This window comes from Marinobacter sp. AL4B (genome assembly GCF_019916045.1).
GTDB lineage: Bacteria > Pseudomonadota > Gammaproteobacteria > Pseudomonadales > Oleiphilaceae > Marinobacter.
Genome location: NZ_JAILWZ010000013.1, coordinates 1,182,949 through 1,206,280, shown reverse-complemented (window position 1 = coordinate 1,206,280; position 23,332 = coordinate 1,182,949). Strand labels below are relative to the sequence as shown.

The window sequence follows — 23,332 nt, the reverse complement described above, 5'->3', positions numbered from 1 at the left end:
ATGGATGTCAGCCAAGGAAGAGGGCTACCGTGACCATTATGCAGACAGATCCATTGACTCTGCCGGCCTTAATGAAACCGGACAACCCCCTTTGGCGATATGCACTGGCCTGCTGGCAAAAACCGGAATTGGCCGAAGCCTGCTTGCGTCTTCAAACGCAAGGCTGGAGCGTAACCCGTATCCTTTGCGCTGGCTGGTTAGGCGTGAACGGGCGTACCTTCACCGGTATCGAGGACGCTAAGGTAACAGAGTGGCGCGAGCATGTAACCGGTCGCATTCGCTCCACACGGAAATCGATTCCCCGGGACCATGGCCCAACTCATGAACTCCGGAACGCTCTCGCGAAAGCTGAGTTACAAGCAGAGCAAACAGAATTGGCGCTTGCATGGCAAACGCTTTATGAACGCAACCCGGAAGTTGCGAGCATGCAAAATTGCACGGCGATTACCGTGCAGAATTTACTTACCGCAGCTCCACTCACGACACGGGAATTGCAATCAATGACCCAAATCACCAAACTTGCCGGCCTGCTGGCTGAGCACTCTCGCCGGAGCATCGAGCCATGTTAATGAAATGGCTGATACGGTTATCGTTTCCTGCTCTTGGTTTACTGCTATTACTGATTTTTTTCGGTTTGGGCGATCCTGAAAACGTGGCCGAGCCGGTACGCAACGCAGAAACTCAGGAAACACTGCCACCCTTCGAAGGGCTCGTTCCCTCTCCAGTCCCGGCTAATGGGCCTGATATCGTGTTCAAGTGGAAAGACACGGACGGCCACTGGCACTACGCCGATCAACCACCCGCCCAGGGCCAGTGGAACGCTTTGGCCATCGAGCGCAGCGAACCTTCCTCTAAGAAGACGCCCGCTGGCAACGCAGGTGGTGATTGGCAGACGCCCTACAGCGCACCCTTCTCGCTGAACAGCCCCGCCTATAAAAGAGAATCATGACAATCATCATGCCGCAGTCTTAACACTTGTTCAGTAGCATCCTCTTACAGAACCCGTTAAGTTGTTGACCCTAAATTTCCAACAGGGCCGCAGAGCCCTGAAACATGTGCAAAGGAACGATTCATGAAAAAAACACTCTTAGCCGTAGCCATGGCCGGTGTTGTTGCCGGTTGTTCAACCACCGAGCCAGATCCTTCGCTGGAGAGCACACCCGAGAAAGTCAGCTACGGCATGGGCTTGGTGATGGGCGAGCGCATGAGCAATGATCTGCCCGACCTGCAACTGGAACAGTTCATCCAAGGCTTTGAGCATGGTCAATCTGGCGAAGAAGATGCCAAACGTCTGACTCGCGAAGAAATCCAAACCGCGCTTATGGCCTATCAGGAAGAGCTGCAAAGCCAGCAGAAAGAACAGTACGACGAGCTGGCCCAGAAGAACAAAGAAGCCGGTGAAGCTTTCCTGGCTGAAAACGCCGAGCGTGACGAAGTAAAAACCACAGAGTCCGGGCTTCAATACGAAGTGATTGAAGAAGGCGAAGGTGAAAAGCCAACGGCTTCAGACCGTGTTCAAGTGCACTACACCGGCGAGCTGCTCAACGGTGAAGTATTCGACAGCTCACGGGAGCGTGGCAAGCCGACAACCTTTGGCGTTGGTCAGGTGATCCCTGGTTGGATTGAAGGCTTGCAGCTGATGAGCGAGGGCGCTCGCTACAAGCTGTATATTCCGGCCGAACTGGCTTACGGTGCCGCCGGTAACCAAGCCATTGCGCCGAACGAAACTCTGGTCTTCGATGTTGAGCTTCTAAAAATTAATCCAGAAGCCGAATAATCGCGATCAGCATCTAAAAAGCCGGTCTGAGGGGCAACCCCGGACCGGCTTTTTATTGAACTCAACAACGCCTCAACGCAATTCCAGCCTCAGGCAGAGGCTACCTTTTCCGCGTGGGCATCGTGTAAGTTCTCGATCAGAAAATCTTCCATCTCAAACCGGCTTTCCAACACCTCACCCAAGCGCGACAAATCATTAAACAAAGTATCGATGTCTTCTTGCGTCAGGATTCGGCCATCCACTTGATCATTGAAAGCCAACGCCACTTCGGTGGTCTTCTGAATCTCCGGATACACTTTGCCAGCCAACTCCAAGCCACCGTCGTTAAAGTCCCGAGCTTCTTGTATCAACTGTTCATAGACTTCGAAGTGGCCAGCCGACACATAATCCACCAGCGCTTCGCACAACCGGATGAACTTTTTACTCAGCGCTTCTGATGGGCTGCGCTCGCTTTCGCCGGACAACTCGCAGTAATGCACCAGCAGCTGCTGCCGCTCTTTCAACCAGCGGTCAATCAGCTCACTGACGCCGCCCCAGCGTTCCTTGGCATTCCGACAATTCTCCAACATGACGCCTGTCTCCCTTCGACCAAGCAACCAGTTCACTGGTTTTATTATTCGAGTGGCTTCGCTTTCGTCTAATCAAGTTACCCCAAGGCTACCGTGAGTCGCAACTATTTCAGTTCTGCAACTTATGGCCGAACCAGCGTGGGCAAAACAACATAGCCAAACCCATCAGAACCAACCCGGCAAAGAATACAGCGGTCCAACCCGGAATGCTTAAACCAAGGAAACGCCATACCACTTCGGCGCAATCGCCGGTGCCTCGGAGCGCGGTTTTGAGGACATCGAGCAAAGGCAAAGCCTGCAACAGGTAATCAACCGAAGGCCCGCACGCCGGAACCTGATCCGCTGGTAGGTTCTGCAGCCAAAGCTGCCGACCGGCGATACCCACACCTGCACCCGACGTGATGACCAGGAGGAACCCGTATATTCGGCGGCCTATCTCTGCGGGACCATGCAGAAAAGCGATCAAACTGACCAAGCCTACCCCCATAAAAGCGAAACGTTGCAACCAGCAAAGTGGGCACGGTTTCATTCCCATGATGTGTTCCATATAAAACGCTACGCCTAAAAGCGCCGCACACAGCAAAAACACAAAGCCGAACACCCATCTGCTTGTCAAAACGTCACCTCGGAATCATGATGTTAGGTACAAATACTCGATGGACCCAATCGTAACCTATGAATAACGCTAAGCACATGACCAAGAACCGGATTTTTTTCTTACGCCTGCTATTGGTACTTTGCACGGTGAGTTTGTGGCAAAACGCCGCTGTGGCTGAGGAGACAGAGGAAGACGCTTCGGCGGAGAAGGCTGTAACTGACTACATCGAAATGAAACCTGCTTTTGTTACCCACATAGGCAAACCGGGCAACAAAATAAACTACCTGAAGGCCGCGGTTACTCTGCGAGCCTCCGGAGAGTCGGTAAGGCCGGAGGTAGAAGCCCACACCCCAAGGCTGCGCCATGAACTGGTGATGCTGTTTGGGGAACAGACGGATTTAGACGAGCTGTCATCGATGGAAGGGCAACAAGCCTTGCGGGAAGAAGCCACACGAAGAATTAACAGCGTACTTGAAGAGCAACAAACCGGGGAGCAAATCACCGGGGTGCTGTTTACGGAGTTTGTGGTTCAGCGTTAACGCATTGATTCAGGCGATGCGTGCGAACAGGTTGTCGTTCTTCTGCTGTTTCTGAGCCTTCGCAGCCTCTTGCGCATCGTCCCAGCCTGCTTCCCATGCTGCGATCACCACCTCTCCACGATAAGGGCAACGGGACTTATCCATCCCCATAGACCCAGCCATCGCACCTTGGCGATACGCTTTGTTAAGCGCTTCGACATCCCAACCGAGCCCACCGTCCTTTGCCATAACGTGTCTCCCTACTTTGTATTACACAACGTAACAGTAGGTAACTGAGGCCGCAAACCCAGATCAGCAATCTGTGCGTCACGTCCCTTTTTAGTTGTGACGCACAGTACTGCTCAGGATTTCAGGTAATCCTCCAAAAACTCAGCGAAGGATTGGGTATCAGCGGCTTCCATAGCGACCTGTTCGGCTTTGGAATCTCGGGTCATGGTTTCAAAGCGCGCCAAGGTTTCCGCTGGCAGCGGATTTTCGGTCAGTGTCTGCTTATGTTGCTGCGACACAGACAGCACCCAATCACGATGCCCTAGCCCCGAAGCGTTCATGGCTTCCATCACCCGCGCCGAAGGCACTGACCAGTCGTCGCCCTCAATTTTAGCTTGCTGGGCAGACAGCGCCGCCTGATACGTTTCACCGCCCTGCCAGCTGTCCAGCAGTTCAGCTAATGGCTGCAAACGCAACAGAAGCTCTTTGGCTGCTGGGCCTACCGACACCCGCGTACCGTCCTGACACAAGGTCAAATCCTGCCAGCGACCCTGTGCAACAGCGTCTTTGTAGCCGTCATCCAAGCGGTCGCACTCGTCTTTGCCGATCACTGGAGATTCTGAAAGCAGGCAATCCAACAAGAACAGATCCAGAAAATCCACTTGCTCCCGATTGATGCCAATCGGCGAGAACGGGTCAAGGTCCAGGCACCGTACTTCAATGTATTCCACTCCGCGGGCATCCAGCGCCTGAATCGGCTTTTCGCCACGTTCCGCCGTACGCTTGGGACGAATGGCGCTGTAGTACTCGTTTTCAATCTGCAGGATGCTGGTATTTAATTGTATGAACTCACCGTTCCGGCGCGTACCAATTGTCTCGTAGGCTGGCCAGTCGGTGTGAATGGCCTGATCCAGCGTCTGAGTGTAGGTGGTCAGCTCGTTGAAACAAATGTTCAACGAGGCCTGGGCATTGTTGTGGTACCCCAGATCGCCCATTCTCAGCGAGGTCGCATACGTGCCGGCCCAAGTGCGATCGTCGAAACGCTTAAGATCGTGTTTCACACCGGCCACAAAACTGGCATCCAGTGCCGGCGAAGCTCCAAACAACAGCATCAACAACCAACTCCGGCGACGGAAATTCCGAATCAACCAGAAATACTGCTCGGATTTAAAGTCTTTCAGCGCACCGGTATTCCCGGTCACTTCCTGCCATTTTTTCCAGAAGCTATCGGGTAGCGAAAGATTGTAGTGAGCTCCCGCAATACTCTGCATAATACGGCCATAGCGCACGGCTAGGCCTTGGCGGTAGACGTGTTTTAGCTGGCCGGTATTGGAAGTGCCGAATTCAGCAATCGGGATACTCTCATTGCCGTTGATCTCACACGGCATACTGGCCGCCCAGAATACCTCATCTTTGAGATTCTGCTGCACGAACTGGTGGGTATCCCGCAGCGACGCGAGCATGTCCTCGGTGTTACCGAACACCGGCGTGATCAACTCCAACAAGGCTTCAGAGTAGTCCGTAGTGATCTGAGGATGCGTTAATGCGGCCCCCAGAGCGGAAGGGTGCGGTGTTTGGGCGATAAAGCCGTTGGCATCTGCCCGCAAACCTTCTTTTTCGACACCTTTCAGAAAGCCGCCCCAATCGGAAGCGGAAAACTGGTAAAACAGGGAGTGGCGGGAATCAGCCATCGTAAGCTCCTGTAGCGGCGGCATGCTTTCATTAGGCATGCCACCTGAATCATGTATAGGGGTCAGCGACCGTCTTTTCGCGCCGAGGCCAAAGCCTGAGCCAGCGCACCAGCCATGGCACCCTGGCCTTGGCTACCCTGCGGCTTACTACTGGAACGTTTACCCGCCCGATCATTGCCTTTGGAAGCCTTGGTGGATGTATCAGCGCCCGGCTGATCGTCCATGCGCATAGACAGGGCGATCCGTTTACGGGGAATATCCACTTCCATAACTTTGACCTTCACAATATCACCCGCCTTCACCACTTCGCGGGGATCTTTGACGAAAGTATTAGATAAAGCCGAGATGTGTACCAAACCGTCCTGATGCACCCCAATGTCCACAAAAGCCCCGAAATTGGTCACATTGGTGACGGAGCCCTCGAGCACCATTCCAGGCTTCAGGTCGTTCAGGGTTTCAACACCCTCTTCGAAACTGGCGAAGCGGAATTCCGGGCGCGGATCCCGGCCCGGCTTTTCAAGCTCCGCGATAATGTCTTTCACGGTGGGCAAACCAAACTGTTCGGTGACATAGTCCTGCGGGTTCAAGCTACGCAAGAAACTGGTGTCACCCATAAGGTTTTCCACCTTACGATTGTTGCGCTTGGCGATCGCTTCGGCCACACCGTAGGCTTCCGGGTGCACGGAAGAGCCGTCCAGCGGGTTTTCTGCACTGGCGATGCGCAAGAAGCCCGCGGCTTGCTCAAATGTGCGCTCACCCAAGCGGGCAACCTTCATTAGCTGCTTACGGGTTTTGAATACGCCGTTCTGGCTGCGGAAATCCACAATATTCTGCGCGATGGTCTGACTTAAGCCCGACACTCTTGCCAACAACGGAACGGATGCGGTGTTCAAATCCACACCGACGCCGTTTACACAGTCCTCAACCACCGCGTCCAGACTACGGGATAACTGCACCTGAGACACGTCGTGCTGGTACTGACCCACCCCGATGGATTTCGGCTCGATCTTCACCAGCTCCGCCAGCGGATCTTGCAAGCGGCGGGCGATGGAGACTGCGCCACGGATGGTTACATCCAAATCTGGCAGCTCCCGGGAGGCAAATTCCGACGCGGAATAAATGGAGGCGCCGGATTCGTTCACGACAATACGTGCGAGCTTCAATTCCGGGTGAAGTTTGGTCAGGTCGGCCACCAGTTTTTCGGTTTCGCGGGACGCCGTGCCGTTACCAATGGCGACCAGTTCAATCTTGAATTTCTGACACCAAGCCGCCAGCTGGGCGATCGAACGATCCCACTGATTCTTCGGCGCATGTGGGTATATCGCACCGTGATCTAGCACCTCGCCAGTGCCGTCGATAACCGCTACTTTAACACCGGTACGCAGGCCGGGATCCAAGCCCAACGTAGGTCGAGGCCCGGCAGGAGCCAACAGCAGCAGGTCTTTCAGGTTGGCGGCAAATACATTGATGGCTTCGGCCTCGGCGGCTTCGCGCACCTGAGCCATCAGGTCGGTTTCGATCTGGGTGGACAGTTTCACACGCCAGGTCCAACGCACCACATCGCCCAGCCACTTATCAGCGGCTCGACCGTTATCACGAATGTTCCAATGTGCGGCAATGCGCTGTTCAGCCGGGTGCGGCTGGCGGCGATCGTCTTCCACATCGCCCATGACAATAGAAAACGTCAGCACGCCTTCGTTACGGCCGCGCAGAATGGCCAGTGCCCGATGCGACGGCACCTTCTTGAGCGGTTCGACATGATCAAAATAATCACGGAACTTGGCCCCCTCGGTTTCCTTACCGGCTACTACCGTTACTTTCAGTTGCCCGTCTTGCCAAACAAAGCTTCGCAGTGAGCCTAACAGCTCTGCGTCTTCGGCAAACCGCTCCATCAGAATGTAGCGTGCCCCATCCAAAGCCGCTTTGATGTCATCAATGCCGGCTTCGCTATTCAGGTAACCGCCAGCGGTGCTTTCGGGATCGAGTGTGGGGTCGTCGTACAGGGCATCGGCCAAAGGCTCCAAACCCGCCTCACGAGCTATTTGAGCTTTGGTTCGGCGCTTGGGCTTATAAGGCAGGTACAAATCTTCGAGCCGGTTTTTGGTGTCGGCCGAGCCAATGCTGGCGCGCAGCTCATCTGTCAGTTTGCCTTGCTCATCGATGCTTTTAAGAATCGCCCCGCGACGATCTTCAAGTTCTCGCAGGTAGCGCAAGCGCTCTTCCAGGGTTCGCAACTGATTGTCGTCCAGCGAGCCGGTCACTTCTTTCCGGTAGCGGGCAATAAACGGAACCGAGGCTCCTTCGTCCAGCATAGCAACCGTGGCGTTAACCTGTTGCTCGCGTACTCCAAGTTCTTCAGCAATGCGCTGGGAGATACTGTTCATGCAACCTCTGTGATATCGCTTGCGAAATTAAAGCGCAAAGGTACAGCGGCTTACTCTTACAGGCAAGCGGACCGGTTCTGTTGGGTCAAAAATTGAACAAGATCATCCCACGGCATGGGGCGTGCGAAGTAATAACCCTGAATTTCGTCACAATGCTGCTGCTGCAGAAATGCCAGCTGCTCTTTAGTCTCGACACCTTCAGCTACGACACTCATGTGCAGGCTGTGGGCCAGCGTAATAATGGCTCGAATAATGTGCTCGGCATCCGCGGACTTTCCCAAGTCCTGAATAAACGATTTATCGATTTTTACCAATGAAATGGGCAGGTGCTGCAGGTTACTCAAGGAAGAATACCCGGTACCGAAATCATCCAGCGCAAAGCTAACGCCCAGTTGGTTAAGCTCACGCAGGCAACGCTGGGCGTATTCAGGATCGTGCATCATGGCGCTTTCGGTGAGTTCCAGCTCCAGCAAACTGGTATCCACATTGGCGTTGAAAATAATCCGAAATATGGTTTCGGTCATTTTGGGATCGTGGAACTGCCGGAACGATAAATTCACCGCCAGTACCAACCCGGGAAAGCCCAGTTCGGCGCTCTCCTGCAAGCGCTGGCACGCCTGATCGATCACCCAGTAGCCAATGGGCACAATCAGCCCGCTGCGCTCTGCCACCGGGATGAACTCATCGGGCCCGATCATGCCTCGCTTCGGGTGATTCCAGCGCAGCAGGCACTCCATTCCGCGCACCTCACCCGTCGCCAAGTCTATCCGCGGCTGGTAATACAATTCCAGCTCCTGCGCCCGGATTGCATGGCGCAGGTCGGTTTCCAACCGCAGTTGATACCCGGTCGAAATGTGCAATTCACGATTATAAAAACGGTAACTGGTGCCGGTATCCTGTTTCGCCTCAAACATAGCCCGATTTGCTCGGCGCATTAATTCCTCGGGACTGTCGCCGGCTTCCGGATAGGTCGCCACTCCCAAGCTGGCACTGATCACAATACTCTGGCCATCAATCACAACTGGCTCTGGCACAGTCATGACCAACTTTCGAATGACCTGACTAAGATCCAGAGCATCCTCGACTTTCTCAATAATAATCGCCAGCTCGTCACCGCCAATACGGACCAAAGAATCCACGCGCCGCAACTTCTGCCTCAGCCGATCAGCCAGCTGGACAATGAGTTGGTCACTTTTCTGGTAACCAAAGGAGTCATTGATGCTGCGAAAGCTGTCCACATTCAAGTGCATCAGCGCGAGCCGGCTTTTAGTCCGCTCAGCGCGTAACAGAGCTTGCTGCAAACGGTCAAAAAACAGATCCCGATTGATAAAGCCGGAGGCCACTTCACGACCTAACTGACCGTGCGACAACCCCGAAAGCTGCTCCCGATACCACAGGCACTTTACAGCACGCCGAAAACCCCAAGCTTCCAAACCTTGCCGGCACAAATAATCCGCCGCTCCGCCAGCTTGCATCTCCGGCCCCTTGTCTTCGCTGGATTCAGCACTGATCGCCAGAACCGGCTTATCACCACCGGAGACGGTTAAATATTGAAGAAAGGAAGATTCACATCCGGCATGAAACACGCAATCCCAAACGATGACATCAAAACTGGCGTTATAGATCAGGTCGTCACAATCAATTAGATCGGGGCACCAAGTCGCATCGGGACTCAGTTCCGCATCACCGCTCAGCATGTCCTGATACCACAAAAAATCTGTGTACTCAGGGGTCAAAACAAGAAGACGCAGGCGGTCGTGCCTGCTGTCGGGGGGCAAAGTCATCGCACGGGATCCATGTATCGTTAAGCGAAACGTCCGTAGTTTCTAGCATAGCGTATAGATCCCGAAGGTACATACTGCCGGGCTGGTGTAGAATAGAAAAACAGTGACTCCTCCTGCACGATTCTTTTATTTGGCCTCAATACTGTGAACAAGCTCAACCCCAGACAACGAGAAGCGGTTCGTTACGCAGACGGCCCCCTATTGGTACTGGCTGGTGCAGGCAGTGGCAAAACCAGTGTGATCACCCGAAAGATCGCCCACCTGATTGAAGATCTGGGCATTCCCGGACGCCACATCGCCGCGCTGACGTTTACGAACAAAGCCGCTCGAGAAATGAAAGAGCGAGTCGGCAAGATTGTTGACCGTGGAAAAGCTCGAGGCCTGATTGTTTCGACCTTTCACAATCTAGGCCTGAACATCATTCGGGATGAACACCCGCATATGGGTTACCACCCCGGCTTCTCGATTTTCGATGCCGAAGACGCTAAAGCCCTGCTGCAAGATCTGATGATGCGTGGCGGTAGTGCCGAGGCTGGCGACGAAGTGAACGATGTGCAGATGACCATTTCGTCTTGGAAGAACGCACTGCGCAGTCCAGCCGAGGCCTACAGCAAAGCCGCCGACGAACGGGAACAACGCATTGCCATTATCTACAAGCAATACAATGAGTATCTGAAGGCCTACAACGCCGTTGATTTTGACGACCTGATTCTGCTGCCCGTGCAGCTATTCCGGGATTTCCCGGACGTACTGGCGAAGTGGCGCAAGAAGATTCGCTACCTGCTGGTGGATGAGTATCAGGACACCAACGTCTGCCAGTATGAGCTGGTCAAGCAATTGGTAGCCGAGCGCGCCGCGTTTACCGTGGTCGGCGACGACGACCAGTCTATTTACGCTTGGCGGGGCGCACGCCCAGAGAATCTGGTGCAATTGAAAGAAGACTTCCCGAGCCTGAAAATCGTTAAATTGGAGCAAAACTACCGTTCCACGGCCCGGATTCTGCGCAGCGCCAACACCGTTATCGCCAACAATCCGCACGTGTTTGAGAAAGCACTGTGGAGTGACCACACCATCGGTGAGGAAATCCGCATCATCCGGTGCCGCAGCGAAGATGCGGAAACGGAACGCGTTGCCACCGAAATATTGGACCAAAAACTTAAAAATGGACTGAATTTCCAGGATTTTGCAGTGCTCTACCGGGGTAACCATCAAGCCCGTCTATTGGAAATGAAATTGCAGGCCTACCAGATCCCGTATCGGTTATCCGGCGGTCAGTCTTTCTTTTCCAAAAGCGAAATCAAAGACGCCATGTCATACCTGCGGTTGCTGATTAACCCGGACGACAATGCGGCGTTTCTGCGAGTGGTGAACGTACCTCGCCGGGAAATCGGCCCTCGCACGCTGGAACAGTTGAGCCATTACTCCCGGTCTCGCAACGTGAGTCTGTTCAAAGCCCTTAGCGACATGGGCGCAGAAACCCACGTTACCGAGAAAGGGCTGGATCGCCTTCGGCGTTTCGCCCATTGGGTAGACAAAACCTGCGAGCGGCTGTTTTCGGAAGATCCGATTCCGGTGGTCAAGCAGCTGTTCACTGATATTGAATACGAAGAATGGCTACACCAACACTCCGGCAGCCCGAAACAAGCGGAGCGTCGGATGGAAAACATCTGGTATTTGGTGGAGTCCATCCAGCGCATGCTGGACGACGGCAAAGGTACTGCGGACGAGCTGGGCATCGAAGACGCCATCGCCAAACTGATTCTGCGCGACATGATGGAACAGCGGGAGGAGGAAGATGACAGCGACAAGGTACAGCTGCTGACGCTGCACGCCTCGAAAGGGCTGGAATTTCCGCACGTGTTTATTATGGGGCTTGAAGAAGAAATTCTGCCACACCGGAGCAGTATTGAAGAAGGCAATATCGAGGAAGAGCGGCGACTCATGTACGTGGGCATCACCCGCGCGCGAGAAACTCTGTCGCTGACCTATGCCGCCTCACGGAAACAATACGGCGAAAAGCTGGAAACCATCCCCAGCCGTTTTCTGGACGAGTTACCGGAAGAAGACGTGAAGTGGGAAGGCATGGGCGATCAGGATAAAGAGGCCAATCAGAAAAAAGGCAAGGCCACTCTCAGCGCACTGATCGGAGATCTTGGCCTATAAACCAACAAAGCCCCGCATTGCGGGGCTTTGTTGCATTGCAAGCCAATCTTACTGGCTTGACTCGACCATGTGCTCAACCGCTGCGGTGATCTCTTCATCCCCACAGCTGGCGCAACCACCTTTCGGAGGCATGGCATTGAAACCGTTGAGCGCGTGTTCAAACAAGGTTTCCAAGCCTTTCTCGATGCGAGGAGCCCAGGCATCGGCATTACCAACAACCGGCGCACCAGCAGCACCCGTAGCGTGACATGCCGTGCAGGAAGCTTCATAAACTTCACTGCCTGAACGCGGTCCGGAGCTGGCCGAAGCGGCAACCGCTTGTCCGCAATCATCACCCTGCAAACACAGCTCGCCTACCGGTTTGATGCGCTCACGGATTTCATCTTCGACACTTGCCAGTGCCGTACCGGCAGCCAAGCTAAAGCCAAGCAAACCAACAGCCAGGACTCTCTTCATCTTCACAATGCACCTCGCATTTGAGCGTTATAATATTTCGGTCGCAGCATTATAGCGATTGAGCCCCTGCAAAAAAACCAAACAGCAGAATCAGAATTTGATTTCAACCCATTTAATGACAGTTTTGTAGGCTGCAACCCAATGCTATTCGTTTCCGGTTACCATAGGCACTACTGTACCACCCTTCACGATCTGTGAGCCTAAATATGCCCCAAATACCTGACCAGCAACCCGATAAACGGCGCAAGCCCCTGCTGATTCTCGAGTTTAGTTCTTTGGCGATTCTTCTGTTTTCGATGGGCTGGTTCAGCAATCAATCCAACGCCGATAACCCTATCAGTCCGGCCTGGTTGTTAGTTCCAGCAATCGCCAGCCTCGGTGTCTTTTTAAGTTTTATTGGTTTGATGTATTTACGCTGGGTCGCGGCCGTCACCGATGAGCGCCGTGGCCGCCACAAGGTGATTTTTACGTTACTCGCCATCACGCTGCTGGGTGTTTGGCTGTTCGGCATCGGCAACACATGGATTAGCCTCAACGCCCGCTAAAGGAATCCCCCATGACGTTTCGATTTCACCTTGCCTTTTCACTGTGCTTTGTCACTCTGGCTCCGGCGCTACCCGCCTGGGCCGACAATAAAAAAAACTCGGACAACGTGGAGTGCGCGCTCATCCTAGACGGCGTTCGCCGGCTTGCTTGTTACGATGCTCAACACAATCCGAAGGCGGCTCGGGAAGACGCAAAGGAGGAATCTGTCGAGCAAGCAAACAAACGTGCCGATGTCTTGGCCATAGACAAGGAGAAGCGTGAGGAGATCGTGGGTAATGCTTTGGAGGATGATCCGGATGCCGGCGTTATGGATTCGCTGGTCAGCAGTTACCTAGAAGCAGAGAAGAGCCTGTTCCACTTCACCGGCAGTTTTGTGTCACACAAGCCCAATTACATTTTGCCCCTGACCTGGGTGAAAGACCCGAATTACACTCCTTACAGCCCCCGGTTAGGCCATACCTTTTACGATTATGATCTCACCCGAGAGGAGGCGAAATACCAACTTAGCTTCAAGATTCCATTGTTGACGGGGATTTTCGATGAAAAGACCACGTTCTGGTTTGGCTATACCCAGAAGTCACTTTGGCAGGTGTATAACCAAGATGAATCGGCTCCGTTTCGGGAAACCAATTATGAGCCGGAGTTGTTTTTTCGCCATCAACTGAATTGGAACATTGGTCCGGGTACGTTAAACACGGTGTCGTTAGGGCTGAATCATCAGTCCAATGGGCAGGCGGATCCGCGTTCGCGAAGCTGGAATCGTCTTATCGGCTCAGCGGCTTACAGCTATAACCGATGGCTGTTTATGGTAAAGCCTTGGCTGCGACTTCCTGAACGAAGCAGTGATGATGATAATGCAGACATTGAGCGGTATTTGGGGCACGCCAGCTATCATGCGGTGTATAAGCTGACGGAGGATCGTACGTTTTCTTTGAAGCTGTTGAATAATTTACGGTCAGATAATCGGACGTCGGTTGAGTTTGGGTATAGCTTTCCTATGGGGGATTCGTTGAAGGGGTTCTTCCAGTATTACAACGGGTATGGGGAGAGCTTGATTGACTATAACGTGCGGATTGAGCGGTTTGGCATTGGGATAATGTTGAACGACTGGCTCTAACACTTCGCTAAGCAAAAGAGTAAGGCCGAGGTATCGGGTACACTGTCTAAAACGGAAAACGTGGTTTCCCTGAATGTTTTAGACAGTGTACCCGATACCTCGGCCCCGACCTTTGTGCTGGACGCCATTCGTTACGCGTTCAGCTTTTCCATTTCTTCTAGCAGCTCTTTGGTTTTCTCTTCCATCAGAGCGATATCCGCTCTGGATTCTACGTTCAGGCGAACTACCGGTTCGGTGTTCGACATGCGCAGATTGAAGCGCCAGTTGTCGAATTCGATGCTCAGGCCGTCTACGAAGCTGATACTTTTCGCGCCGAAGGAGTACTTCTCTTCGATGGCTGCGATCACTTTCGCTGGGTCGTTGATGGTGCGATTGATTTCGCCGCTGGCCGGGTAGGCTTCGATTCTGGCGTCGATGAGGGACGACAGGGTTTGGCCGGACTGGCACAGGCGTTCGGCGATCAGTAGCCACGGGATCATGCCGCTGTCGCAGTAGGCGAAGTCGCGGAAGTAGTGGTGAGCGCTCATTTCGCCACCGTACACGGCGTCTTCGTCGCGCATTCTTTGTTTGATGAAGGCGTGTCCGGTTTTGCTTTCGATGGCTTTGCCGCCTGCGGCTTCAACCAAGTCCTGGGTGTTCCAGACCAGTCTGGGGTCGTGGATGACGCTGCCCGGGCCGGTTTTTCTGAGGAATTGGTCTGCCAGCAGGCCGACGATGTAGTAGCCCTCGATGAAGCGGCCGTTTTCGTCGAAGAAGAAGCAGCGGTCGTAGTCGCCGTCCCAGGCGATGCCCATGGCGGCTCCGTGCTCTTTGACGGCATCCGCGGTGGCTGCGCGGTTTTCTTCGAGGATAGGATTCGGCACGCCGTTCGGGAAGTTTCCATCCGGCTGGTGGTGCACTTTGATGAATTCGAACGGCAGGTGTTTTTCGAGTTCGTCGATCACCAAACCTGCACCACCGTTACCGGCGTTGACCACGATTTTCATCGGTTTCAGGGCTGCCGCGTCGATGTAGCCCAACAGGTGGTCGATGTAGGCGCTGGTGACTTCCAGTGTCTCGTATTTGCCTTGCACCGGAGCATCGCCAAACGGCTCTTTTACCCGATCACGGATTTCGTTAAGGCCGTTGTCTGAGCTGATGGGCCGGGATTCCGGGCCCACCATTTTCATGCCGTTGTGATGCTTGGGGTTGTGGCTGGCGGTGACCATGATGCCGCCGTCCACACCGTAATGACTGGTTGCGAAGTACACGTACTCAGTTCCGCACAAGCCGATGTCGAGCACATCGGCACCGGCAGCCATCAGACCGGAGCTCAATGCCTCGGCGATTTCCGGGCTGGACAAGCGGATGTCGTATCCAACGATAACCTTTTTCGCTCCGGTGACTTCGACGTACGCTCGGCCGATTTTCTCGGCCAGGGTCGGGTTCAGTTGCTCCGGCACGCTGCCGCGCAGGTCATAGGCCTTAAAGCAAGACAGATCCATTGTAAGTAATTACTCCGCTGCGGATGACTGAAGCTGAATGTAGTTCTGGATGCCCATCTGTTTGATCATTTCCAGCTGAGTTTCCAGCCAGTCAATGTGCTCTTCTTCGCTGTCCAGAATGCTGCGGAACAGTTGGCGGCTGGTGTAATCGTTCACCTGCTCGCAGTAGGCAATCGCTTCTTTCAAATCAACGTGAGCGATGTGTTCGATTTTCAGGTCGCATTCGATCATTTCCTGCACATGCTCACCAATCAAAAGCTTGTTCAGGTCTTGCAGGTTAGGCAGGCCTTCGAGAAAGAGAATACGCTCGATCAGCTGATCGGCGTGCTTCATTTCATCGATGGATTCTTCGTATTCTTTGGCGGCGAGTTTGGTGATGCCCCAGTCTTTGTACATGCGTGAATGCAGGAAATACTGGTTGATGGCCGTCAGTTCGTTAGCGAGTACCTTGTTCAGGTACTGGATGACTTTTTTATCACCTTTCATTGCAGCGCTCCTTGATCGCCGCGGCCGTTTCAAGCTGTAAACGGTGACCGGCGGCTGTTTCGGGTTCAGCGAACTCTTTTCGATTTCGCGTAGTACGAGACAAGGATAGCGTGTTAGAACCTATTTCGAAATCAGAGGGGTAAAAAACCCCTCAGGCTGGCATCGCCAGCAGGTTGGCCATCGCAAGATAGTCTGAAGAACGGGTCTCTTTCAGAATGCTTCGGGCCATGCTGGCGCAGCGGCCGCATTGGGTGCCCACGCCCAGCTCTTTGCCAAGCTGGCGCACAGAGGAAACACCGTTTTCTGCGGCTTCGCGGATGTCTCTGTCGGTAACTCCGTGGCAAAGGCATACGTACATAGAGGGCTCTCACTAACGATAACAATGTTAGTGATAATTATTGTCATTCACATCCCCAATTGCAACCCCAGTTGCGTTATTTTTGTGCGATATGCCAAATTAGGATTCGGCTTCGCGGGTGAGGTTGCGATTCCCCGTCTCGGTCACCACCACGTTGTCTTCGATGCGGATACCTCCGCAGCCCCTCAGTTCACCCAACCGTTCGCGGTTTAGGTACTGTCCCAAACGCCCTTCCAGTATCGGTTCAAGCAGAGAGGGTATGAAATACAGTCCAGGCTCGATGGTCACAACCATCCCGGGCTCCAATGTTCTTGTTAGACGAAGGAACGGAGCGTCGTCCGGAGGTGGGACCGGCTTACCGGCCACATCGTGCACTTGCGCTCCCAAAAAATGACCAATGCCATGGGGGAAAAATGCCCGAGTGATTCCCTCAGTCACCATGTCTTCGTCGCTCAGCCCGGTCACCAGACCCGCGGCATTCAAGAGGGCCGCAATGCCCTGATGAGTGCGGCGATGAATATCCACATACTCCACGCCCGGTGCGACCATGTCGCACAAACGAAACTGCAGCTGCTCAAGCCCGTGCACCAAAGCGGCAAAACGACCTTCCTCTACCCCGGCGGTGGTGCGGGTAATATCAGAGCAATAGCCCCGGTAACGCACACCGGCATCAATTAACAGGCTGCGAGATTTAGTCGGGGTTGCCGTATCGTAGTACTGGTAATGCAGCGTGCCGGCGTGTTCGTTGATGCCAATAATGCTGTTATACGGCGCTTCAGCTTCACGCTGCCGGGTTGCCTGTTGGTAAGCCAAGCTGATATCAAACTCGCTGGCACCCGCCAAAAAGGCATCGCGTGCGGCGCGGTGACCCGCCACCGCTATTACGTTGGCCTTGGCCAGACAAGCGATTTCGTAGGGAGTTTTGTGCACTCGAGCTTCATCCAGTGCGACACACAATGTCTCTGGGTTGTGAGTGCCGGGTAAACCGACGAGCAGGTTGGGATCGCCGATAACGGCTAATTCACTCACGTCATCGAATTCCGGCGCCGCACGATGGTCGCGGTAGGTGAGCTCAATTTCCTCGTGCCAAGGCTCCGTTGTCAGTTCCAAGGTCGCATGCCAGAAATCCACCGGTTGATACAACGACAACAACGGTTTGCGCCCCGGCCGGATCAACAGCCAAGCGTGTTCAAACCCGGCCAAGCCAGTCCAGTGCAAGAACGGACCATAGCCCTGAAACACCCAACCCTGATCGTCACCGTATTGCAGAGGCGACGCTCCGGAGCTGATCATCAACCCATCGTACCCGTGTTCCGCCAACGCGGCTTGGTATCGGGTTTGAAGCGTTTTGATGTGATCTCGCTGAAGCATCAGCAAATCGGTGTCCGGCATCTCGGGTTCCTGTTCAGTTAGTGTCGTTGAAGAGAGCCTCCCTGCTGCCTTCCGTAAAACCTGGGGTTGTTACAGCCGTCCTTCTTCCACTCCGTGGCAAGCAACCTGAACGCTGGCATCGGTCGCGATCAGCTTCGGCACCTCGATGCGACAGCGTTCGTTGGCGTGCGGGCAACGGCCGTGGAAAACGCACCCTGAAGGCAAATTCACCGGCGTTGGCACTTCTCCTTGCAAACGAATGTAGTTGGGCCGCTCATCTTCCAATTTTGGAATAGCAGACAACAATGCTTGCGTGTAAGGATGTCGAGGATTAGCGAACAAGGTTTTCGTGTCCGCCAGCTCACACACCCGGCCCAGATACATCACCGCCACCCGGGTACCAAAGTGCTCAACCACCGCCAAGTCGTGGGTGATGAACAGGTAAGTCAGGTTGCGGGTTTCCTGCGCTTCCATCATCAGGTTGAGCACCTGCGCCTGAATAGAAACGTCCAACGCGGAAATAGGCTCATCGGCTACGATAAACTCAGGATCTACCGCAAGCGCGCGAGCGATCGCGATACGCTGGCGCTGACCGCCAGAGAATTCGTGCCCAAACCTCGCGCCCCAATCCGGATCAATCCCGACCGACTGCATCACTTCCTGAACCTTGGCGCGTATTTCATTTTGAGATAAATCCGGCTGATGAAAGCGTACCGGTTCTTCCAGAGTTTGCTGAATGGTCATACGCGGGTTCAATGACGCATAGGGGTTCTGGAAAATCATCTGCATTTTACGACGGTACGGCAGCGCATCACGCCCCGTCAGGTTATCAATGCGCTTACCGTCATAGTGAATTTCGCCGGCAGTCGGCGATAGCAGCCCCATCACGGTACGTGCCACCGTTGATTTGCCGCAACCCGATTCACCCACCACACACAACGCTTCGCCTTTGTGCACCTGAAGGTCTACGCCGTTAATGGCATGAACGGCTTCCTGTTTACGCTGGAAGCGCCCGTCTTTGAAGGTGATTTGCTCCAGCAAACTGCCGGACAGATCGAACTGTTTTTCCAAGCCACGAATTTCAACCAAGGGGGAGGTCATGGGCACTCCTCCTGCATGTGTTTCTCCTGTTCAATCCGTTTGCTGACTTCGAAACATGCCACGTCCACCTTCCCTGCCTGCACATAGTCCGGCATAACCTGCCGGCACTCATCGGTCGCATATTCGCAACGAGGGTGGAACGGGCAACCGGTGGGTACTTTTTTCAGGGACGGCATCGAGCCTGGAATCTGGAACAGTCTTGCTCCGGGCTCGCCCATTTGTGGCAAAGCGCTGATCAAACCACCGGTATAGGGGTGCTGAGCGTTGTTGATGATGTCGCGGGTCGGGCCCTGTTCGATAATTCGGCCTGAATACATCACCAACATCCGCTGCGTCACCTGAGATACCACCCCCAGATCGTGGGTGATCAGCATCAGTGCGACGTTTTCCTGCTCACACAGATTGAGCAGCAAGTCCATGATTTCGGCCTGAATGGTGACATCCAGCGCGGTGGTTGGCTCATCGGCGATGATGACTTCCGGATCCAGCAACAGGGCGATGGCAATGATCACGCGCTGGCGCATGCCACCAGACAACTCGTGGGGATACTGATCCAACCGTTTCTCCGGCGACGGGATCTGCACTTTCTGAAGCCGGTCCAAGGCAATCGCACGAGCTTCTTTCTTACTGATTTTCCGATGCGCCAGAATGGCCTCGACCATTTGCGTGCCAATGGTGAGCACTGGATTCAGGGTCATCATCGGGTCTTGGAAGATCATCGCAATACGGTTGCCACGAATCTTGCGCAATTCCCGCTCGCTCATGGCCGCCAAATCTTTGCCTTCGAACAGAATCTGGCCACCGGCAATGTAGCCAGGCTTGGCGATCAAGTTCAGGATAGAGAACGCCGCCACCGATTTACCGGCACCGGACTCCCCTACCAACCCAAGACGCTCGCCTTTATCCAGGCTGAAACTGATGCCGCGCAAGGCCGTTAAATCACCACCACGCACAGCAAAACGCACATCCAGATTTTTTACTTCCAACAGTGCCATGGCGTTACCCCTTATACAGCCGTGGGTTCATTACATCCCGCAACCAGTCACCCAACAGATTGATGACCAGTACGAGCACCACCAGCACTAACCCCGGAATCAATGTGATCCACCAGGAGCCACTCTGAATGTAGTCAAAACCGGATTTAATCAAGGAGCCCAACGACGGCTGGGTTTCCGGCATACCCAGGCCGAGAAACGACAACGCCGCTTCTGAAATAATGGCGTTGGCGATCTGCACCGTGCCAATAACAAAAATCGGCGACAGCGTATTCGGCAAAATATGACGAAACATAATGCGCGGTGTGCCAAAGCCCATTACCTTGGCGGCATCGACATACTCTTTCTTCTTCTCCGCCAGCACCGAGGCGCGCACGGTACGGGCAATCTGTGGCCATTCGGCCACACCGATGATGAAGATCAACATGTAGATGGCGATTTCACCGAACATCAGGTTACCGAAACTGGCTTTGAAGACCGCACCCACGATGATGGCCACCATCAGAGTCGAGAAGGACAGCTGAACATCAGCAATACGCATCAGCACCGCATCAACTTTACCCCCTAGATAGCCAGCCAACAGGCCGAACAGCACACCCAAAATCGATTGCAGCAAGACCGCGCCGAAGCCAATCATCAGCGACACCCGGGTGCCGTACAAAATGGTCGAGAGCATATCCCGGCCTTGGGCATCGGTACCTAAAGGGAATGCCGGATCGGAGCCATCCAGCCCGGCCGGCGGCAACTCAGAATTCATGATGTCGATCTGGGCCAGATCATAAGGGTCAGCCGGCGCCAGCATGGGCGCGAACACCGCCGCCAACACCATCAGCAGCAAGACGATAAAACTGGCGATAGCCACCTTGTCGCGCTTGAAGCTGTACCAGAAAAAGGACTCGCGGAAGCGGTCCCAGCGGGAAACCGTTGCCGTTGTCATGCTTTCTTTCCTGCCAGTTTGACGGTGGGGTTGACCAATCCGTAGATCAAATCCACCAGAGTATTGGTTATCACGAAGATCAGACCTACCACCATCAGATAAGCCACGATCAGCGGGATGTCACTGCGAGTGATGGCTTCCAGGAACATCAGCCCTAATCCGGGCCACTGGAACACCGTCTCGGTTAGAATTGTATAAGCCACCATGATGCCAATCTGCACACCGCCAACGGTAATCACCGGCAGCATGGTGTTCTTCAAAGCATGAAGGAAGTTAATCCGGCCGGCACTCAAACCTTTTGCTCGGGCAAAACGGATGTAGTCGCTCTGTAACACTTCCATCATTTCCGCGCGGATCAAGCGGATAAACAACGGCAACATGATCGAGGCCAGAGAGATGCACGGCAGCAACAGGTGCGCCAACCCTTCGCGGGTAAACAATCCAGAATGCCAGGTGCCGAACAGATGAACGAGATCATCGCCGCGGCCGTAGGAAGGCAAGCCGCCTTCGGTGGTGAGAAATTCGTTCATCCATTGGCCCCACCCGGTGTCACTCGGGAACCAATTCACGGTAACGCCGATGGAGAACAGTTGGATCAAGACAATGGCCGTGAGAAACACCGGGATCGAGATCCCCACTGTACTCACACCCATGAAGAATTTAGACAGCCAGGCTTGTGGCCGTATGGCCGCATAAACCCCGATCGGAACCGATAAAAGTATAATCATCAAACTGGCGCCGATGACGAGCTCAAGCGTTGCAGGCAGGTGCTCGGCAATGACCTCAAGTGCCGGTTTGCTGTAAAAATAAGAGTTGCCCAGATCGCCCTGAATAGCGTTCCCGGCGAACCGGAAATACTGGACCAAGAAAGGATCGTTCAATCCCAATTCTTCTCGAATGGCTTCCCGTTCCTCTTCTGAAACGGACATGCCTACCATTTCCTGAAGCGGGTCCCCGAGGCCATCCTGTATGGCAAAGGCAATCACACTGATCACAAACATGACCAGCAACGCCTGGGATATCCGCTGAACCAAAAACGCTAGCATGGAGGTTTTACCGTTGGTGAGTACTAGTTTACCCCTCTCCCATTGCGGGAGAAGGGTTTGAATGCAGGAACTAGTGCCTGTTATTCAACAACGAGATCACCCAAATACGGGAAGTTCATCACGTTGAGTACAGGTGCAATGTTGACGCCTTTCTTAGACGCCCAGGCCAGATCCTGCCAATGCAAAGGTACAAAAGCGGCGTCATCGTACAAGCGCTGCTCAACTTCTTGCAACATGGCAGCACGCTTGTCGAGATCGGTTTCGACGTTGGCTTTCTTCACCAGTGCGTCGATTTCCGGGTTGCAGTAGTTGCCCGCGTTGTACTGACCAGCGCCAGAATCGGATTCTGTGCAGAAGGTCAGGAACTCGAAGAAGTTCGCTGAGTCTTCGGTATCGGCATGCCAGCCAATCAGCATCATGTCCGCTGAGCGGTTATCGTACTCCGGCCAGTACTGCGCCTTCGGCAAGGTTTTCAGATCCACTTTGATGTTAATACGAGCCAACATTGCTGCAGCCGCCTGAGCAATTTTGTCATCATTCACGTAACGGTTGTTAGGCGACATCATAGTGATGGTAAAGCCGTCCTCGTAACCTGCCTCTTTCATCAGCTGCTTGGCTTTGGCCACATCAAATCGCGGCTTCAGATTTTCGTTGTGGCCCTGATAACCCGCTGGTGACATTTGGGCTGCTGGCGTGGCAAAGCCTTTCATGATCTTGGCCGCAATGCCTTCCTGGTTGATGGCGTAGGCAACCGCCTGACGCACCTTCGGGTTTTTAAAGGCTTCAACCCGTTCCTGGTTCATGTGGAACAGAATGATGCGGGTACCGCTCATGGTCACCAGTTCACTGTTGCGATCACGCTTGATGCGGTCCAGATCGTTCGGCGGCACCGGCGCAATGAAATCCACACCGCCGGACAACAAAGCTGATACACGAGTTGCATTTTCCTTAATCGGTGTCAGGACAATTTTGCCCACATTGCCCGGGGACCCGGTGTCCCAGTAGTCGTCAAAGCGTTCAAATTCAACGCGCACACCCTGGCGACGATCCGCAACGGTGAAAGGCCCAGTACCAGAGAGGTTCTCGGAAGCAAAGGAGTTGCCGTGTTTAAGGATGGCATTTTTATCTTTGCCGTCTTCGGTTTCACCGCTGTAAAACTGGCTATCCAGCGGGAAAATGTAGGTCGCCGTGTTCAGCAGAAGCGGAAACGGCTCAGCGGTCATAAGCTCGAAGGTATAATCATCGATGATTTTAATGCCGCTGAACGGCTGAAAGATGGCCTTAAAGTCTTGGCTTTCTTTCAGGCGGTCATAAGTAAACTTTACATCCGCCGAGGTGAGCTCGTTACCAGAATGAAACTTCACGCCTTTGCGCAAGGTAAAGCGCATGGTGTTCTCATCAACACGCTCCCAGCTTTCAGCCAGACGCGGCTCGAACCCGAGATCTTTTGTCCAACGCACGAGCGGATCAAATGCCATGTGGGACAACTGTAAAATACCGCCAGACAGTTGCTCATGGATATCCAGTGTAACCGGGTCGGAATCGTACGCTATCTTCAGTTCTTTCGTTGCTTCGGCGGACATAGCTATCGGCGCAGCCGCCAGCGCCATGGAACCAACAAAAGCTGCTAATAATTTTTTCATCGCGTATCCCATCATCATTATAAGAATTTTGGACGCATCGATGCTCTATATGCATTCGACGTCTAAGCTCAAAGCTAGCT

23 protein-coding genes are annotated in these 23,332 nt (G+C 53.9%); 7 read left to right on the top strand and 16 right to left on the bottom strand.

The genetic code is table 11. The annotated features are described in order from the left end of the window. The first annotated feature begins 38 nt into the window (after positions 1–38). From K5L82_RS15835 to K5L82_RS15825, 3 genes are all read left to right on the top strand, one after another. The gene (locus tag K5L82_RS15835) at positions 39–569 is read left to right on the top strand and encodes a TIGR02444 family protein (RefSeq protein ID WP_262492755.1); all 531 of its coding nucleotides are present in this window, start codon (positions 39–41) and stop codon (positions 567–569) included. Beyond that, entirely contained in the window at positions 563–949 is a 387-nt protein-coding gene (locus tag K5L82_RS15830) for a DUF4124 domain-containing protein (protein ID WP_133006688.1), read from the top strand. Before K5L82_RS15835 ends, K5L82_RS15830 begins: the two co-directional genes overlap by 7 nt. Before the next feature lie 123 nt (positions 950–1,072). Continuing rightward, positions 1,073–1,777: an FKBP-type peptidyl-prolyl cis-trans isomerase gene (locus tag K5L82_RS15825; RefSeq protein ID WP_133006689.1), complete on the top strand. Its 705-nt coding sequence runs from the start codon at positions 1,073–1,075 to the stop codon at positions 1,775–1,777. Positions 1,778–1,866: 89 nt separating this feature from the next. Here K5L82_RS15825 and rsd read toward each other — a convergent pair whose 3' ends face one another. Further along, the gene (gene rsd, locus K5L82_RS15820) at positions 1,867–2,346 is read right to left on the bottom strand and encodes a sigma D regulator (protein WP_133006690.1); all 480 of its coding nucleotides are present in this window, start codon (positions 2,344–2,346) and stop codon (positions 1,867–1,869) included. A 109-nt stretch (positions 2,347–2,455) separates the two neighbouring features. Next, positions 2,456–2,962, bottom strand: a complete 507-nt coding sequence (locus tag K5L82_RS15815) for a disulfide bond formation protein B (protein WP_133006691.1) — start codon at positions 2,960–2,962, stop codon at positions 2,456–2,458. 59 nt (positions 2,963–3,021) lie between these two features. Here K5L82_RS15815 and fliL point away from each other — a divergent pair, with 59 nt between their 5' ends. Continuing rightward, entirely contained in the window at positions 3,022–3,483 is a 462-nt protein-coding gene (fliL, locus tag K5L82_RS15810) for a flagellar basal body-associated protein FliL (RefSeq protein WP_207924300.1), read from the top strand. Positions 3,484–3,492: 9 nt separating this feature from the next. Here the strand turns inward: fliL and rmf are convergent, their stop codons facing one another. From rmf to K5L82_RS15790, 4 genes are all read right to left on the bottom strand, one after another. Further along, on the bottom strand, positions 3,493–3,711 hold the full coding sequence (gene rmf, locus K5L82_RS15805) for a ribosome modulation factor (RefSeq protein ID WP_133006692.1): 219 nt from the start codon (positions 3,709–3,711) through the stop codon (positions 3,493–3,495). A 113-nt stretch (positions 3,712–3,824) separates the two neighbouring features. Then, positions 3,825–5,381 (bottom strand): glutamate--cysteine ligase, encoded by a 1,557-nt coding sequence (gene gshA / locus K5L82_RS15800; RefSeq protein ID WP_223134810.1) that lies wholly within the window; start codon positions 5,379–5,381, stop codon positions 3,825–3,827. 62 nt (positions 5,382–5,443) lie between these two features. Then, positions 5,444–7,765 (bottom strand): Tex family protein, encoded by a 2,322-nt coding sequence (locus K5L82_RS15795; protein ID WP_223134809.1) that lies wholly within the window; start codon positions 7,763–7,765, stop codon positions 5,444–5,446. A gap of 56 nt (positions 7,766–7,821) precedes the next feature. Further along, the gene (locus K5L82_RS15790; protein ID WP_223134808.1) at positions 7,822–9,549 is read right to left on the bottom strand and encodes a putative bifunctional diguanylate cyclase/phosphodiesterase; all 1,728 of its coding nucleotides are present in this window, start codon (positions 9,547–9,549) and stop codon (positions 7,822–7,824) included. A 144-nt stretch (positions 9,550–9,693) separates the two neighbouring features. On the opposite strand from K5L82_RS15790, the gene rep reads away from it, so the two are divergent. After that, positions 9,694–11,712 carry a DNA helicase Rep gene (gene rep, locus K5L82_RS15785; RefSeq protein WP_223134807.1) on the top strand — a complete coding sequence of 673 codons (2,019 nt, stop codon included), beginning with the start codon at positions 9,694–9,696 and terminating at the stop codon, positions 11,710–11,712. 48 nt (positions 11,713–11,760) lie between these two features. Here rep and K5L82_RS15780 read toward each other — a convergent pair whose 3' ends face one another. After that, positions 11,761–12,168 (bottom strand): c-type cytochrome, encoded by a 408-nt coding sequence (locus tag K5L82_RS15780; RefSeq protein WP_133006697.1) that lies wholly within the window; start codon positions 12,166–12,168, stop codon positions 11,761–11,763. Positions 12,169–12,374: 206 nt separating this feature from the next. Between K5L82_RS15780 and K5L82_RS15775 the strand changes: the two genes are divergently transcribed. Further along, on the top strand, positions 12,375–12,713 hold the full coding sequence (locus K5L82_RS15775; RefSeq protein ID WP_223134806.1) for a hypothetical protein: 339 nt from the start codon (positions 12,375–12,377) through the stop codon (positions 12,711–12,713). Between the two features lie 11 nt (positions 12,714–12,724). Continuing rightward, positions 12,725–13,831, top strand: coding sequence for a phospholipase A (locus K5L82_RS15770; protein WP_223134805.1), 1,107 nt, complete (start codon positions 12,725–12,727; stop codon positions 13,829–13,831). 131 nt (positions 13,832–13,962) lie between these two features. Here K5L82_RS15770 and K5L82_RS15765 read toward each other — a convergent pair whose 3' ends face one another. From K5L82_RS15765 to K5L82_RS15725, 9 genes are all read right to left on the bottom strand, one after another. Next, the gene (locus K5L82_RS15765; protein ID WP_133006700.1) at positions 13,963–15,315 is read right to left on the bottom strand and encodes a phosphomannomutase; all 1,353 of its coding nucleotides are present in this window, start codon (positions 15,313–15,315) and stop codon (positions 13,963–13,965) included. A gap of 9 nt (positions 15,316–15,324) precedes the next feature. After that, the gene (gene bfr, locus K5L82_RS15760; RefSeq protein WP_133006701.1) at positions 15,325–15,801 is read right to left on the bottom strand and encodes a bacterioferritin; all 477 of its coding nucleotides are present in this window, start codon (positions 15,799–15,801) and stop codon (positions 15,325–15,327) included. Between the two features lie 151 nt (positions 15,802–15,952). Further along, on the bottom strand, positions 15,953–16,159 hold the full coding sequence (locus K5L82_RS15755; protein ID WP_133006702.1) for a bacterioferritin-associated ferredoxin: 207 nt from the start codon (positions 16,157–16,159) through the stop codon (positions 15,953–15,955). 99 nt (positions 16,160–16,258) lie between these two features. Next, on the bottom strand, positions 16,259–17,551 hold the full coding sequence (gene pepQ / locus K5L82_RS15750; protein WP_223134804.1) for a Xaa-Pro dipeptidase: 1,293 nt from the start codon (positions 17,549–17,551) through the stop codon (positions 16,259–16,261). A gap of 69 nt (positions 17,552–17,620) precedes the next feature. Beyond that, positions 17,621–18,631 carry an ABC transporter ATP-binding protein gene (locus tag K5L82_RS15745; protein ID WP_223134803.1) on the bottom strand — a complete coding sequence of 337 codons (1,011 nt, stop codon included), beginning with the start codon at positions 18,629–18,631 and terminating at the stop codon, positions 17,621–17,623. Continuing rightward, the gene (locus K5L82_RS15740) at positions 18,628–19,626 is read right to left on the bottom strand and encodes an ABC transporter ATP-binding protein (RefSeq protein ID WP_223134802.1); all 999 of its coding nucleotides are present in this window, start codon (positions 19,624–19,626) and stop codon (positions 18,628–18,630) included. The genes K5L82_RS15745 and K5L82_RS15740 overlap by 4 nt, the downstream gene beginning before the upstream one ends. A 4-nt stretch (positions 19,627–19,630) precedes the next feature. Then, positions 19,631–20,563, bottom strand: coding sequence for an ABC transporter permease (locus K5L82_RS15735; RefSeq protein ID WP_133006706.1), 933 nt, complete (start codon positions 20,561–20,563; stop codon positions 19,631–19,633). Next, positions 20,560–21,609, bottom strand: coding sequence for an ABC transporter permease (locus K5L82_RS15730; protein ID WP_223134801.1), 1,050 nt, complete (start codon positions 21,607–21,609; stop codon positions 20,560–20,562). The genes K5L82_RS15735 and K5L82_RS15730 overlap by 4 nt, the downstream gene beginning before the upstream one ends. 80 nt (positions 21,610–21,689) lie before the next feature. Beyond that, the gene (locus K5L82_RS15725; protein WP_223134800.1) at positions 21,690–23,252 is read right to left on the bottom strand and encodes an ABC transporter substrate-binding protein; all 1,563 of its coding nucleotides are present in this window, start codon (positions 23,250–23,252) and stop codon (positions 21,690–21,692) included. Positions 23,253–23,332: the final 80 nt, after the last annotated feature.

Bases quoted from the DNA above. Each gene is read 5' to 3' on its own strand.
- K5L82_RS15825 (WP_133006689.1), top strand. From the start codon at position 1,073: ATGAAAAAAACACTCTTAGCCGTAGCCATGGCCGGTGTTGTTGCCGGT.
- pepQ (WP_223134804.1), bottom strand. From the start codon at position 17,551: ATGCCGGACACCGATTTGCTGATGCTTCAGCGAGATCACATCAAAACG.
- K5L82_RS15795 (WP_223134809.1), bottom strand. From the start codon at position 7,765: ATGAACAGTATCTCCCAGCGCATTGCTGAAGAACTTGGAGTACGCGAG.
- K5L82_RS15755 (WP_133006702.1), bottom strand. From the start codon at position 16,159: ATGTACGTATGCCTTTGCCACGGAGTTACCGACAGAGACATCCGCGAA.
- K5L82_RS15830 (WP_133006688.1), top strand. From the start codon at position 563: ATGTTAATGAAATGGCTGATACGGTTATCGTTTCCTGCTCTTGGTTTA.
- gshA (WP_223134810.1), bottom strand. From the start codon at position 5,381: ATGGCTGATTCCCGCCACTCCCTGTTTTACCAGTTTTCCGCTTCCGAT.
- bfr (WP_133006701.1), bottom strand. From the start codon at position 15,801: ATGAAAGGTGATAAAAAAGTCATCCAGTACCTGAACAAGGTACTCGCT.
- K5L82_RS15770 (WP_223134805.1), top strand. From the start codon at position 12,725: ATGACGTTTCGATTTCACCTTGCCTTTTCACTGTGCTTTGTCACTCTG.
- K5L82_RS15780 (WP_133006697.1), bottom strand. From the start codon at position 12,168: ATGAAGAGAGTCCTGGCTGTTGGTTTGCTTGGCTTTAGCTTGGCTGCC.
- K5L82_RS15790 (WP_223134808.1), bottom strand. From the start codon at position 9,549: ATGACTTTGCCCCCCGACAGCAGGCACGACCGCCTGCGTCTTCTTGTT.
- K5L82_RS15735 (WP_133006706.1), bottom strand. From the start codon at position 20,563: ATGACAACGGCAACGGTTTCCCGCTGGGACCGCTTCCGCGAGTCCTTT.
- K5L82_RS15775 (WP_223134806.1), top strand. From the start codon at position 12,375: ATGCCCCAAATACCTGACCAGCAACCCGATAAACGGCGCAAGCCCCTG.
- K5L82_RS15740 (WP_223134802.1), bottom strand. From the start codon at position 19,626: ATGGCACTGTTGGAAGTAAAAAATCTGGATGTGCGTTTTGCTGTGCGT.
- K5L82_RS15745 (WP_223134803.1), bottom strand. From the start codon at position 18,631: ATGACCTCCCCCTTGGTTGAAATTCGTGGCTTGGAAAAACAGTTCGAT.
- K5L82_RS15730 (WP_223134801.1), bottom strand. From the start codon at position 21,609: ATGCTAGCGTTTTTGGTTCAGCGGATATCCCAGGCGTTGCTGGTCATG.
- rsd (WP_133006690.1), bottom strand. From the start codon at position 2,346: ATGTTGGAGAATTGTCGGAATGCCAAGGAACGCTGGGGCGGCGTCAGT.
- K5L82_RS15835 (WP_262492755.1), top strand. From the start codon at position 39: ATGCAGACAGATCCATTGACTCTGCCGGCCTTAATGAAACCGGACAAC.
- K5L82_RS15765 (WP_133006700.1), bottom strand. From the start codon at position 15,315: ATGGATCTGTCTTGCTTTAAGGCCTATGACCTGCGCGGCAGCGTGCCG.
- K5L82_RS15725 (WP_223134800.1), bottom strand. From the start codon at position 23,252: ATGAAAAAATTATTAGCAGCTTTTGTTGGTTCCATGGCGCTGGCGGCT.
- rmf (WP_133006692.1), bottom strand. From the start codon at position 3,711: ATGGCAAAGGACGGTGGGCTCGGTTGGGATGTCGAAGCGCTTAACAAA.
- fliL (WP_207924300.1), top strand. From the start codon at position 3,022: ATGAATAACGCTAAGCACATGACCAAGAACCGGATTTTTTTCTTACGC.